Genomic DNA, 12,855 nt, shown 5'->3' on the forward strand with positions numbered 1-12,855 from the left:
GGCCGCCGTGCCACCCGAGCCGCTGCCCTTGCGCGGCGTCGGGGCGGCCGGCGCGCTGGCCCGCTTCGCCGAGCGGTGGGAGCCCGGGTTCTCCGGCAGTGCCGGACCGCGGTACCTCGGCTTCGTCACCGGCGGCGCGACCCCCGCGGCCCTGGCCGGCGACTGGCTGACCGGCACCTTCGACCAGAACGTCTCCGGCGGGTCGGACTCCTCCGCGGCCGGCCTGGAACGCGAGACGGTCGGCTGGCTGCGCGAGCTGTTCGGGCTCTCCGACGCTCACACCGGCGCGTTCGTCACCGGCGCCACGATGTCGAACACGGTCGGCCTGGCGATCGCCCGCGAGTGGCTCGGCGAGCAGGCCGGCGTCTCCGTGGCCGACCGGGGCGTCGGCGCGCTCGGCGAGGTCACCGTGCTGTCCGGCACGCCGCACTCCAGCATCGTCAAGGCGCTGTCGGTGCTCGGCCTCGGCCGCGAGAGCCTGCGCCTGGTGCCGGTGCTCCCGGACCGCGAGGCCGTCGACGTCACCGCCCTCGAGGAGGCCCTCGCCGGGCTGGGCGGCCGGCCGGCGGTCGTGGTCGCGAACGCGGGAACGGTGAACACGGTCGACTTCGACGACATCGCGGCGATCGCCGCGCTGCGCGACCGGTACCCGTTCTGGCTGCACGTCGACGCGGCCTTCGGCGGTTTCGCCGCGCTGTCCCCGTCGCACGCGTCGCTGCTCACGGGCCTGGACGCGGCCGACTCGGTGTGCGTGGACCTGCACAAGTGGCTGAACGTGCCGTACGACTCGGCGGTGCAGTTCACCCGCCACCGCGACCTGCAAGTGCGCGTGTTCCGCAACACCGCGCCCTACCTCGGGGCCCCGGTCGGCGAGCCCGACTTCCTGCACCTGACCCCGGAGAACTCCCGCCGCCTGCGCGCGCTGGCGGCCTGGTGCACCCTGACCGCGTACGGCCGCGACGGCCACCGGGAGATCGTCGAACGCAACGTGACGGCGGCGCGCCGGCTGGGCGACCTGCTGTCGACCCTGCCCGGCGTGCGGCTGGTGTCCCCGGTGCGCCTCAACGTGGTCTGCTGCACGCTCCCGGGCGACCCGGCCGTCGTGCTCGGGGCGATCACCGAGTCCGGCGAGGCGTTCCTCACGCCCACGGTGTACCGGGGGCAGCCCGCCGTCCGCGCCGCGTTCAGCAACTGGCGCACCGGCCCCGCCGACGTCGAGCGCGTCTTCGCCGTCCTGCGCAAGGTCCTCGCGTGACCGTCGACATCGGACGGTTCGGGCTGTGGGCCCCGCTGCGCCTGTGGGAGAACGAGGGCGCCCGCCTGGCCGACACCGCGGCCGAGCTCGACGCGCTCGGGTTCGGCACCCTGTGGGTGGCCAACGGGCCGGCGGTCCTGGACGTGGCGGCGGCCGTGCTGGACGCGACCCCACGGGTGAGCGTCGCCACCGGCATCGTCAACATCTGGCAGCACACGGCCGCCGACGTGGCCCGCCACCACGCCCGGATCACGGCCCGGCACCGGCACCGGTTCCTGCTCGGCCTCGGCAACGGGCCGCGGGAGGCGAGCCAGTGGCGGCTGTCGCCGTACGAGCGGATGGTTGCCTGCCTCGACGAGCTCGACGCCCGGCAGGTCGCGGCGACCGGGCGGATCCTCGCGGCGGTCGGCCCCCGCATGCTGGCGCTGGCGGCGGCCCGCACCCGGGGAGCGCACCCGTTCCTGACCACACCGGAGCACACCCGGCTGGCCCGTGCGGTGCTGGGCCCGGACGCGCTGCTGGCCCCGGAGCTGAAGGTCGTCCTGTCGGCGGACCCGGCGCGGGCCCGGTCGGTGGCCCGCCGGGCGCTGGAGTTCTACCTGCCGAAGCGCGGCTACGCCGGCAACCTGCGCCGGCTCGGCTTCACCGACGACGACCTCGCCGGTGGCGGCAGCGACCGCCTGGTCGACGCGGTGGTGGCCTGGGGCGACGCGGACGCCGTCCGCCGCCGCGTCGACGAGCACCTGCGCGCCGGCGCCGACCACGTGGCCCTGCAGGTCCTGACCGAGTCGACCGACGGCATCGACCCGGCCGATCGCCGGCTCCCGCTGCCCGACTACCGCCGCCTGGCGTCCTGGCTCGACCTCGGCCGCTGAGCCCGGCCGCGCTGAGCCGGCCGGGGCGATGGTCCGGGCGTGGTCCGGGGCCGCGGGGTGGCGGGCCCGGACGCGTCGGCCCCGCGGCGGCCGAGTGGCCGGCGCGGGGGCTCAGCTACTCGGCGCGCTGGGCCGGGATCAGGGGCGCTAAGTCGGCGTCGTGCGGGTCGCCGGCGCGGGGCTCGTCGACCCACAGCGCGCGCAGCTGGCCCTGCATGAAGGACTGCAGGCGCGTGCGGTAGTCCCGGTCGAACTGCTCCAGCGCCTCGATCTGCTGCTGCAGGCCCTCGCGCTTGGCGATCAGGCTGCCCACCACGTCCTGGTAGCGCAGCTCCGCCTGGTGCTTGAGCTCGTCGGCCTTGGCCTGGGCGTCCTTGCCGACCAGCTCGGCCTGGGCGCGGGCGTCGGCCACGATCGCCTCGGCCTCGCGGCGGGCCGCCTCGGCCTGGGCGTTGATCTCGCGGGCGAGGCGCTCGGCCGTGGCGCGGGCCTCGTCGAGCGTGTCGGCGGCCTCGTCGCGGATGTCGCGGGCGTGGCCCTCCGCGTCGCGGACGATGTCGTCGGCCGCCGCCTGGGCGTCGGCGTGGATCTTGTCGGCCTGGCGGTGAGCGCTCGCCAGGTGCTCCTCGGCGGTGCGCTGGGCCAGGGTCAGGACCTGGAGCGCCTCGCGCTGGGCGACCGGCGCGGGCTTCGCCTCCATCGGCGGCTCCGGCGGCGCCTGAGGCTCCAACGCAGCATGCGGCGGACCAGCCAAGAGACCCTTCACCCGCCCTCTCATACCGTTGTCAGCCATCGCCGACCTCCCTCCGAAACGCCGCCGCATGCTACCAAGCCAGGTGGCATCGAAGCGAGAGCCAGGACGAGCTGTAGTTGGGACATCACGGAATGCTCGCGCGTCGGAACGCCGACAGTGACGGGCGCCGCGTCCCACCACAGTGGACACTCGCCGGCCATGAGACTGACTCGGGTCCTCGTCGTCGTGGCCACGGCCGCGGCGGCCGTGGCCATCGCACCCTCACCCGCCTTCGCCATCCCGTCCGGCGACGGCTGGTCCGGCTCCTGGGAGTACACCGGCGGCAGCAGCGTGCAGGTGAAGCTCGACGTGCCGGGCGCCAAGCTGGTCGCCAACGGCTGGGACGCGCTCGGCACCCGCGCCTTCGTGCTGAACATCACCGACACGGTCGCCGACGGGAAGTGCGCCTACGTGAAGTGGACGGCCGCGGCCACGACCGAGCACTGGTCCTGCGGCAACGGCACCACCGTGCAGGTCGCGGGGCTGCCGACGTCGACCAACGCCGTGACGGCCGTGCTGTGCCGCGACTCCCTCGCCCACGACGACAAGACCAACTGCAACGTCATCGACGTGCCCTCGTCGGCCGCCGACGCGTTCATCCGCACCGAGGGCAACGGCGCGCAGTGGGCGTACTACGACGGCTACGCCGGCGAGGACTGGGGCGCCTGGATCACCATCGGCGACGTCCACTTCGACTACTTCGGCTGGGACGACTGGCCGGCCGGGCAGCGCCTGATCGAGTCGTACCTGACGTTCCTGGAGCCGGCGTGCGGGTCCGGCACGGTGCAGTCGGCCAGCCCGCCGGCCACGGTGAGCGACTGCGTCGACTACGACCTCAGCGTCTCCCCGCCCGACACCCACGTCACCGGCACCGCGTGGGGCGTCGGCTGCACCTGGTCGCTGCGCGGCCTCAACCCGCCCCACCACTGCATCAAGCTGCGCGTCCCCCAGCCCAGCTGACGCACGGCGGGCCGGGCCCCGGGCCCGGCCCGCCATGGGCTCAGCTGTAGGTGCTCCGGCGCTGGGCCTGCACGGCCTGCTTGAGGCTCTGCGCCAGCGCCGCGGCCTGGGCGATCGACAGCACCGGCGCGTACAGGTGCCACGCCCAGCCGTCCAGGCGACCCTGCACCGCGCCGAGGGCGTCGACGAGCTCGAACGTCCGCAGGGAGCCGAGGTGGTTGGTGTACAGCACGCGGCCGCCCGGCAGGTGGACCCGGGACTGCCCGCGCGGGCCGCGGAACACCGGCATCTCCAGGCCGACGAGCAGCTCGTTGCGGGCGGTGACGGTGCGGTACCCCCACCCGCGCGTGTCGTACCGCGACCCGTACCCCAGCTGGATCCGCTGCGACGGGTCCACGACGTGGAAGTTCCGGGTGAAGAGCTTCGTCTCCGTACGGACGTACCCGACGAGCCGCCCGTCGCCGAGCTGGACCGGGTAGGCGGCCGTGCCGGGCAGGCGCTCGGCCAGCACGAGGCCACCGTGGAACGGCGCGTACGGATGCATCCCTCCACTGTGGGCGGCGGGGGAGCGGGCCGCCGTCACAACCACGACTCGGCCGCGGTCACGGATCGGCCAGGGGTGCGTGCCCTGCGGTTCGTGACCCGGGGTCAGCCGCGGCGCGGACCCCCGTCCGTGGCGCGGCTGACGACACCCGCCCGGCCCGCGCCTAGCGTTGCCGCCCATGTCACAGAGATTGCGCCGCCTCATGGCCGGCATCTGCCTCCTCGCCGCGCCGGTCGTCTACGTCGCCGGGCTCGTCGCCGACCCGGCCCTGCGCGCCGGCGACGCCGCCGACGGTGCCTACGGGCGGCACCCCGGGCAGGTCGCCGTCAGCGCCGCCCTGCTGCACTGGAGCTGGGTACTGCTCGTGCCCGGCATCGTCGGCATGATCCACCTGGTCCGCCGGCGGGCCGTGGTGTTCGGCCACGTCGCCGGCGCGGTCGCACTGCTCGGGATCGTGAACTTCTCCGCGCTCATGCTCGGCGACTACTTCTACGCCGTCCTGGAGCGCGAGTTCGGCACCGAGCGCGGCGACGAGCTGGCCGAGAAGGCGTTCGCGAGCGCGCAGTGGGGCTTCCAGGTGCCCGGCTTCCTCGGCCTGCTCGGCGTGCTGCTGCTCGGGTTCGCGCTCGCCTACGGCCGCGAGGTCCCGTGGTGGGCCCCGCCGGCGATGGTCGTCGGCATGCTGACCGGGCCGATCTGGCCGGTCGGGATGATCGGCGGGAGCCTGCTGTACCTCGCCGGCGCCGGCGTCATCGGCCTGCGGATCCTGCGGATGAGCGACGCCGACTGGGCTCAGCCGGCGCCGGACAGCGGGAAGGTCGCGGTCACGGCGTAGCCGCCGCCCGGTGCGGGCCCGGCCCTCATCGTGCCGCCGTGCAGGGCGACCCGCTCCCGCATCCCGGTGAGCCCGTGCCCACCGCCGCCCTGGTCACCGGCTCGGCCGTCATCGCTTATGTCGATGGTCATCGATTTCGTGTCGTACCGGACGACGACGCTCACCGCCGTCGCCCGCGCGTGCTTGAGGACGTTCGTGAGCGACTCCTGCACGACCCGGTACGCGGCCAGGTCCAGCCCGGCCGGCAGCGGGCGCGGCTCGCCGGCCGTCTCGACCCGCACGTCGAGGCCCGCCTCCCGCAGCGGCCCGGCGAGCCGGTCGAGCCGCCCGACGCCGGCCGCGTCCGGGGTGTCCCGCAGCACCCCGAGCAGCAGCCGCAGCTCCTCGACGGTGTCCCGGCCGGCCCGCTCGACCCCGCGCAGCAGCTCCCGCTCCCGCTCGCGGGCCGGGTCGGCGCCGAGCAGCAGCCGCACCCCGCCGGTCTGCAGCGTCATCAGCCCGACGTGGTGCGAGATGACGTCGTGCAGCTCCCGCGCGATCCGGGTCCGCTCCTGCGCGGCGGCGACCGCGGCCCGCTCGGCCATCCGGACGGTCCGCTCGGTCTGCCGGCGCAGCAGGATGCCGCTGCCGTAGGCGACGCCGACGAAGATGGCGCCGATGAGGCTCTCCGCGAGGTCCTGCCCGGGCATTGTCTGCAGCAGCCCGTACGCGGCGAGCACGGCGAGCAGCCCGCCGAGCTTCCGGTGTGCGCTGCCGATGCCGTGGACCAGGATCAGGTTCGAGTAGAACTGCCACGCGGCCAGCGGGTAGTCGTCGTCCATGACGGTGAGCCGCAGCAGGACCGACAGGGCGGTGAGCGCCAGCAGGGCGGTGACCGGGGCGGTGCGGCGCAGCAGCAGGAGCCCGCCCGCGGCCAGGGCGCCGGCGGCGACGACGGCGGGGGAGTGGACCTGCCCGGGCCCGGGCCCGCTGCGGCCGTACGCCTCGACGACCCCCGCCCCGGCCACCGCGAGGGCGAGCAGGACGTCGAGCCGTGACGGCCTCATCGGCCGCCGGGCCGGACCAGGCCCGACTCGTACCCGTACACGACCGCCTGCACCCGGTCGCGCAGCCCGAGCTTCTGGAACACCCGGCTGACGTGGGTGCGCACGGTGGCCTCGCCGACCGCCAGCCGGTCGCCGATCTCGGCGTTGGACAGCCCGCGCGCGAGCAGCTCCAGCACCTCCCGCTCGCGGGTGGTCAGCGTGTCGAGCTCCGGCGCGGGTGCGGGCCCGGCGTGGGTGGCGAACGACGCGATGACCCGCGTGGTGACCGCCGGGTCGATGAGCGCGTCGCCCGCCGCCGCGACGCGGACCGCGTCGACGAGCTGCTCGGGCGGGGAGACCTTGAGCAGGAACCCGCTGACCCCGAGCCGCAGCGCCGCGTGCAGGTGCTCGTCGGTGTCGAACATGGTCAGCAGCACGATCCGCGGCGGTCGCGGGTCGCCGAGCAGCTGACGGGCGGCCGACACGCCGTCGAGCCGGGGCATGGCGATGTCCATGACGAGCACGTCGGGCCGCAGCCGCCGCGCCGCGGCGACCGCCTCGACCCCGTCGCCGGCCTCCCCGACGACGGCGATCGGCGCCCCCGACGTCTCGACGACGAGCCGCAGCCCGGCCCGGATCATCGCCTGGTCGTCGGCGATCAGCAGTCTGACGTGCTCGGACACCCCCGCATGCTATCGGGCCGCGGCGGCGGTGCGGACCGCCGCCACCGCGGCGGCGGCCGCCGTCCGGGCACTGTTCACGCTCACCTCACCGAGCATGCCGGGTGCGGCCACGCTGTCGCCGGCCAGCCACACCCCGCCGCCGCGCCCGATCGCCGGGCGGTCCCGCCAGGTCGCGCCCGGCGGGTCGACCGCGCCCGTGCGCTGGTTCGCGAACGCCGTGCGCCGCCAGGCGACCCGGTCCCGCCAGCCGGGCAGGGCCAGGTCGGCCAGGGCCTCGGCCCGCGCCGTCGCGGCGGGGACCGGCTCGTCGGCGTGGGCCGGCAGCTCGATCTGCACCAGCGCGTGGCCGGGCGGTGCGAGGCCCGGGTCGGGCAGCGAGTACCGCTCCAGGAACCCGCCCTCGTCCAGGTCCGACACGACGAACGGGTCCCGGCGGTGCGCCCGCAGGCCCAGGTCGACGAGCGCGGCCCGGCCGCTCGGCCAGCGCAGCCCGTCGTCGCCGAGCAGCGTGCGGGCCGCGTCGAGGCCGGTCGCCACGATCACCGGCCCGGCCGGCAGCGCGTCGACCCGCTCGCCGGTGGCGATCCGCACGCCGAGCCGCCGGGCGTGCGCGGCCATCCGGTCGACCATGGCCTGCCAGCCGCCGTGCACGTACCGCACGGCCGGCCAGCCGGGCGCCGTGGCCCGCAGCAGCCGCTCCCAGACGAACGCGGCCGACAGCCGGCCCGGGTCGGCGGTGTACGTGATGACGCCGACCAGGCCGGCGCCGGCCCGCGCGGCGACCGGCCCGAAGCGCCGCTCGGCCCAGTCGCCGAACGGCTCGTCGACGGGTGCGGCGAGCCGCCGCTGCGCGATCATCCGCAGCAGCGCCACCGGCGGCCGGGCCCGGATCCGCCCGCCGTGGCGGAACCGGAACCGGCGCAGCTCGCCGAGGCTGGGCGCGCTGCACGGCTGGACCAGGCGCCGCTCGGCGAGCCAGCGGTACGGCTCGCCGTCGCTGTACCACACGTGCGTCCCGTCGTTGGCGACGAACGGGCCGGGCGTGGAGCGCGCCCGCCCGCCGAGCGTGCGGTGCGCCTCGTGCAGCCGGACGGACAGGCCCTGCTCCGCGCAGGCGATGGCGGCGGTGAGGCCGCCGAGGCCGCCGCCGACGACGGTGACGTCGATGCCCGTGTTGATGCCCGTGTTGATGCCCGTGTCGATGCTCATGTACCGCCAGACGCGCGGCCCGCCGTCAGCGTGACATGGCGGCGAGCTTCGCCGGGTTCGCCAGCAGGAAGATCGTGCCGATCCGGTCGCCGGCCGGCTCGACCGCGAACACCAGCACCACCCGCCCCGCGGCCCGCACCACCGCGGCCGGCGCGCCGTTGACGCCCTCGATCGCCAGCGAGAACGCGGCGACGTCGGGTACGCCGACCGAGCGCAGGAAGTGCCGGGCGCCGTCCTCGTTGGAGATCGCGGTCAGGAACCGGCCGACCCGGTCCGCGCCCACCACGACCCGCAGCGGCGCCTTGGCCCGGCCGCCGCCGTCGCTGACCAGCTCGACGTCGGCGACGAACAGCGCCACGAGCGCGTCGAGGTCGCCGGCGAAGCACGCGGCGAGGAACCGCTCCGTGAGCTCGCGCCGCCGGTCCGGCCCGGCCGGGAACCGCGGCCGCCGCTCCCGCACGTGGTCGCGGGCCCGGCGGGCCAGCTGCCGGGTCGCCGGTTCGGTGCGGCCGATGATCGCGGCGACCTCGGAGTACGGCAGGGAAAACGCCTCATGCAGGACGAACGCCGCCCGCTCCAGCGGCGACAGCGTCTCCAGCACCACGAGGAGGGCCAGCTCGACCGACTCGGCCAGCTCGACCCGCTCGTCGGCGCCCGGCTCGGTGCTGACCGGCTCGGGCAGCCACGGCCCGGGGTACGCCTCCCGGCGGGCCTTCTCGCGGCGCAGCCGGTCGATCGCGAGCCGGGTGGTGACGGTGACCAGGAACGCCTCGGGGCTCTCGACGCCGCCCCGGTCGGCGGCCGACCACCGCAGCCACGCCTCCTGCACGACGTCCTCGGCGTCGGTGACCGTCCCGACGACCCGGTAGGCGACGTCGAGCAGCCGGGGGCGCAGCGCGGTGAACTCTTCGGCGGTCATACCGCTGGAGACGCTACGGCTCCCGGATTCGTGACATCAGTTCTGCCGCCAGACCCCGACGTAGCGGGTGCCGGCCGCCGTGTCGTACCGCTCGTAGGTGATCAGCCGGAAGCCGTCCCGCGCGTAGGCGTCCCACCAGGTCGCGTACTGCGCCGAGGTGAGGTCGCGCCGCTCCCGCCACTGCCGGCCGCTGGTGTTGTCCAGCCAGATCGAGGCGTACCGCTGACCCGCCGAGTCCACCATGAGCAGCCGGAACCCGTCGTCGGAGTACGCGTCGAACGACGTCGCGAACTGGGCGGACGACTGGTCCAGGTGCAGCCGCCAGGCCAGGCCGCCGGGATTGTCCAGCCAGATCATCGCGTACCGCACGGCGCCGCCCACTGTGTAGCGGTCGACGTCGATCGGCAGCCGGTCGCGCCGCTGCGCCTCGTACAGGTCCTGGGCCTGGGCGCCGGTCAGGTCGTGCGCGGCGGTCCAGCCGTACCCCTCCAGGTTCTCCACCCAGAGCGCCGCGAACGTGCGCACCCCGTCCCGGTTCAGGTAGACCTCGACGTCGACCAGCCGCAGCTCGGGGTCCCACTGGTCGACCGGCCCGGCCTCCAGCTCGTCCTCGGTGAGCGTGACGTCGACGATCCACCGCCGGTCGTCGCTGTTGCGCTGGAAGACGCCCCCGAACCGCGGCCCGCCGGTCGCGCTGTCCGCCTCCAGATCGATCATGATCATGTTCTGGCCGACCCGCGCGTCGACGGCGTCGTGGAACTCGGCCTCGGTGGCGTCGCGCACGGAGGCCCACGAGGTCGAGACCGGATCGAAGACGTTCAGTGGCAGCCCCGGGTGCGCCGAGGCGGCACCAGGTGCGGCGACGACGACCACGGCGACGATGGCCGCGACGACGATGGGACGCAGCTTCACGCCGCCAGCGTGGCGCGGTGCCGGCTCCCCGGCACCGCGACTGTCGGGTCCCGGTCACCTCGCCGGACCCGATTGGCACGCGCCCTAGCTGAGGATCGCGGCGAGGTTGCCGGCGAACACGGCGACCACGCCGAGGATCGCGACCACGATCCCGATGACGCCGAACGCCCGGGCGGCGCCGGACTGCGGCTGCCCGCCGCGGGCCAGGCCGGCGAGCCAGGCCGCCGTCGCGCCGAACACGGCCGGCGCACCCGACCAGAAGAACGGCACGGCGACCAGCGCCAGCGCGCCGAGCACGATCGCACCGACCTTCGCCCCGGCCGGGCTCCGCATCAGCGGCAGCGCGACCGCGAGCGCGACCGCCAGGGCGAGGCCGCCGACGACCGAGATGCTCACGATGCTGGAGATCGGCCCGTCCTGGCGGTGCGGGTCGTTGTCGGTGAACAGGATGTCGCCCGTCTGGAACGCGACGTTGGCGACGGTGGACAGGACGAACGCGCCGCCGACGAGCATCGGCGCGGGCAGGCCGCGATCGGTGCGGCCGGCGGTCGTGACTGCGGACATGGCGGGAGCCCTTCCCCTCACCGCACCCGGACCGTCCGGGGCGTGGGTCCACCGTGCGGCTCCCATCGTCCCGCACACCAGGCCCGCCAAGGCCCGCCCCGGCCCGCCGCGTCCCGCCCGGTCCCGCCGCGTCCCGCGGTGTCCCGGGCGGCTGTTCCCGGCGCCTCCGGTGGCGCACCATGAAGCCGTGACCGACTCCGTCGCCGCCCAGCCCGGCGTGTCGCGCGCCGTCGTCGGCGCGGCGCTGGCGACCGCGGCCGGTGTGGTGCCGGGGCTGCTCGGGTTCAACGAGTCCGTGGTACCGACCGGGGCGCTCTTCGGCCTCGGCTGGCCCGCGCTCGGCATCGCCGGTGCCCTGCTGCTGGACCGCGACCCCGGTTCCCGGCTCGGTCGGGCCATGGCCGCGCTGGCTCTCGTCCCGGTCGGCGTCGCCGCGGTGGCCCTGCTCACGGGCGACGCCGCGGCCCGGTGGCAGCGGGTCGAGGCCGCGTGGGAGTGGCTCGGCGCCGGCCCCGTCGTCGCCGCCCTCGCCGTGGTCGCCTGGGGCGTCGACATCGCCGCCGACCGGCTGTCCCGGCGCCGCCTGGTCTGGCTGGTCGTGTGGTCGGCCGGGCTGGTCGGCGCGGTCCTGGCGGCTTCCCTCGGCGCCGGCCCGCAGGCGGCGGCCGCGGTGAGCACCCTCGGGCTGTGGGGGATGGCCGGGCTGCTGTACCGGCTGGCCACCGCCCGCGAGCTGCGCCCCGTCGACGAGCCGCTCCTCGACGCCGCGGTCGCCGCCGCCACGCTGCTGTTCGGCGCCGCCGTCGGCACCGTCGTGCGGGTCGGCGGGCTCCGGGCGGGCTTCCCGGCGCCGGACCTGTCGGGCGCGTTCGCCGCGGTGGTGTCGGCCGCGCTGGTCCTGCCGGCCGGGCTGTGGCTGCGGCGCAGCGTGCTGCAGCGGCGGTACGGCCCGGGCACGCTCTCGGCCGCCGATGTCGAGCAGATCACGGCCGACCTGCACAGCCAGACCGACGTGCGCGAGCTGCTCGCCAAGGCCGCTGCGATGGTCGCCGCCGCCAGCGGCCACGAGCGGGTCGGCCTGGTCCTCGGCGCCGACGTCCCCGACCTGCCGCCGCACTGGGTGCTGCACCCGCTCGTCGTCGGCGGCGACCGGGTCGGCACGGTGTACCTGGAGCCCCGCCACCCGGAGGGCCCCGAGCCGCGCCAGGACCGGGCCGTCCGGCAGCTGCTGCCCACGGTCGCGCTGGTCGCCAAGGCGGTGAGCCTCGCCGTCGAGGCCGACCACGTCCGCCGCGACCTGACCCGCGAGCGGGCCCGCATCCTCGGCGACCTGCACGACGGCCTCGGCCCGATGCTGGTCGGGATGAGCATGCGCGTGCGGGCCGAGCTGCGCCACCGCCCGACCCCGCTGCTGGAGACCCTCGCCCGCGACCTGGCCGACTGCCGCGGCGACCTGCGCGGCATCGTCTCCGGGCTGACCCCGTCGGCGCTCGACGACGGCGACCTGGCCGGCGCCCTGCACCGCCTGGCCGGGTCGTTCGGCGGCCAGGGCCCGGCCGTGACCATCGACAGCGCCCTCGGCGAGCGCCTCGCCCCGGAGATCGCCGTGGCCGTGTACCGCTCGGTCGCCGAGGGCATCACCAACGCCCTCCGCCACGCCCGTGCCGGCCGCGTCGCCGTGGACGTGCGCACCACCCCCGCCGGCCGGGTCCTCGTCGACGTCACCGACGACGGCGCAGGCGGTGCCGTGGTCTTCGGCATCGGTCTGTCGTCGCTGCGCCGCCGCGCCGAGGAGCTCGGCGGCTCCCTGCACGTCGCCGGCACCCCGTCCGTGGGCACCCGCCTCCACCTGGACCTCCCGGCGCGGCGGGCCGCATGATCAGGGTGCTGCTCGTCGACGACCACCCGATCGTCCTGGCCGGCCTGTCGGCCCTGGTCGAGTCCGACAGCGCCCTGCGCCTCGTCGGCGCGGCCCGCACGGCCGCCGACGCCCTCGCCGCCGACACCGAACCCGACATCGCCGTGCTGGACCTGCGCCTCCCCGACGGCGACGGCATCGCCCTGGGCGCGGCCCTCAAGCAGCGCTGGCCGGGTGTGCGGGTCGTGGTCTTCACGATGCACGCCGACGACCGGTCGGTCATCCGCAGCCTGGGCGCCGGCCTGGACGGCTACCTGCTGAAGGACTCCGACCCCGACGACGTCCTGGCCGCGATCCACTCCGCCGCGCACGGCACCCTGGTCCTGGGCCGCGGCGCCCAGGCCGCCGTGGTCGCCGCCGCCG

General features: G+C 76.0%; 14 protein-coding genes. 6 read left to right on the plus strand and 8 right to left on the minus strand.

Annotated elements, in window-relative coordinates:
• A partial coding sequence (locus ABZS66_RS56540; protein ID WP_354772428.1) for a pyridoxal-dependent decarboxylase occupies positions 1-1,255 on the plus strand: 1,255 nt, incomplete at its 5' end.
• Positions 1,252-2,130 carry a TIGR03620 family F420-dependent LLM class oxidoreductase gene (locus tag ABZS66_RS56545; RefSeq protein ID WP_354772430.1) on the plus strand — a complete coding sequence of 293 codons (879 nt, stop codon included), beginning with the start codon at positions 1,252-1,254 and terminating at the stop codon, positions 2,128-2,130. The genes ABZS66_RS56540 and ABZS66_RS56545, both read left to right, overlap by 4 nt.
• Positions 2,131-2,245: 115 nt before the next feature.
• Here the strand turns inward: ABZS66_RS56545 and ABZS66_RS56550 are convergent, their stop codons facing one another.
• On the minus strand, positions 2,246-2,830 hold the full coding sequence (locus ABZS66_RS56550; RefSeq protein ID WP_354772432.1) for a hypothetical protein: 585 nt from the start codon (positions 2,828-2,830) through the stop codon (positions 2,246-2,248).
• A gap of 252 nt (positions 2,831-3,082) precedes the next feature.
• On the opposite strand from ABZS66_RS56550, the gene ABZS66_RS56555 reads away from it, so the two are divergent.
• The gene (locus ABZS66_RS56555; protein ID WP_354772434.1) at positions 3,083-3,883 is read left to right on the plus strand and encodes a hypothetical protein; all 801 of its coding nucleotides are present in this window, start codon (positions 3,083-3,085) and stop codon (positions 3,881-3,883) included.
• Positions 3,884-3,923: 40 nt separating this feature from the next.
• Here ABZS66_RS56555 and ABZS66_RS56560 read toward each other — a convergent pair whose 3' ends face one another.
• Positions 3,924-4,427, minus strand: coding sequence for a hypothetical protein (locus ABZS66_RS56560; RefSeq protein WP_354772436.1), 504 nt, complete (start codon positions 4,425-4,427; stop codon positions 3,924-3,926).
• 178 nt (positions 4,428-4,605) lie between these two features.
• Here ABZS66_RS56560 and ABZS66_RS56565 point away from each other — a divergent pair, with 178 nt between their 5' ends.
• Positions 4,606-5,262 (plus strand): hypothetical protein, encoded by a 657-nt coding sequence (locus ABZS66_RS56565; RefSeq protein ID WP_354772438.1) that lies wholly within the window; start codon positions 4,606-4,608, stop codon positions 5,260-5,262.
• Here ABZS66_RS56565 and ABZS66_RS56570 read toward each other — a convergent pair.
• The 6 genes from ABZS66_RS56570 to ABZS66_RS56595 form a co-directional block, all read right to left on the minus strand.
• Entirely contained in the window at positions 5,220-6,308 is a 1,089-nt protein-coding gene (locus ABZS66_RS56570; RefSeq protein WP_354772440.1) for a histidine kinase, read from the minus strand. The genes ABZS66_RS56565 and ABZS66_RS56570 overlap by 43 nt on opposite strands.
• Positions 6,305-6,970: a response regulator transcription factor gene (locus ABZS66_RS56575; protein ID WP_354772442.1), complete on the minus strand. Its 666-nt coding sequence runs from the start codon at positions 6,968-6,970 to the stop codon at positions 6,305-6,307. Before ABZS66_RS56575 ends, ABZS66_RS56570 begins: the two co-directional genes overlap by 4 nt.
• Positions 6,971-6,979: 9 nt before the next feature.
• Entirely contained in the window at positions 6,980-8,179 is a 1,200-nt protein-coding gene (locus ABZS66_RS56580) for an NAD(P)-binding protein (protein ID WP_354772444.1), read from the minus strand.
• A 25-nt stretch (positions 8,180-8,204) separates the two neighbouring features.
• Positions 8,205-9,098, minus strand: coding sequence for an RNA polymerase sigma factor SigJ (gene sigJ / locus ABZS66_RS56585; RefSeq protein ID WP_354772446.1), 894 nt, complete (start codon positions 9,096-9,098; stop codon positions 8,205-8,207).
• A gap of 36 nt (positions 9,099-9,134) precedes the next feature.
• Complete coding sequence (locus tag ABZS66_RS56590; protein ID WP_354772448.1) at positions 9,135-10,010, minus strand: hypothetical protein; 876 nt, start codon at positions 10,008-10,010, stop codon at positions 9,135-9,137.
• A gap of 84 nt (positions 10,011-10,094) precedes the next feature.
• Positions 10,095-10,574 (minus strand): hypothetical protein, encoded by a 480-nt coding sequence (locus tag ABZS66_RS56595; RefSeq protein WP_354772450.1) that lies wholly within the window; start codon positions 10,572-10,574, stop codon positions 10,095-10,097.
• Between the two features lie 187 nt (positions 10,575-10,761).
• On the opposite strand from ABZS66_RS56595, the gene ABZS66_RS56600 reads away from it, so the two are divergent.
• Together ABZS66_RS56600 and ABZS66_RS56605 are read left to right on the plus strand one after the other, a co-directional pair.
• Positions 10,762-12,453 (plus strand): ATP-binding protein, encoded by a 1,692-nt coding sequence (locus ABZS66_RS56600; protein ID WP_354772452.1) that lies wholly within the window; start codon positions 10,762-10,764, stop codon positions 12,451-12,453.
• A partial coding sequence (locus ABZS66_RS56605; protein WP_354772454.1) for a response regulator transcription factor occupies positions 12,450-12,855 on the plus strand: 406 nt, incomplete at its 3' end. The genes ABZS66_RS56600 and ABZS66_RS56605, both read left to right, overlap by 4 nt.

The sequence above is a fragment of the Dactylosporangium sp. NPDC005572 genome (genome assembly GCF_040605515.1).
Lineage (GTDB): Bacteria > Actinomycetota > Actinomycetes > Mycobacteriales > Micromonosporaceae > Dactylosporangium.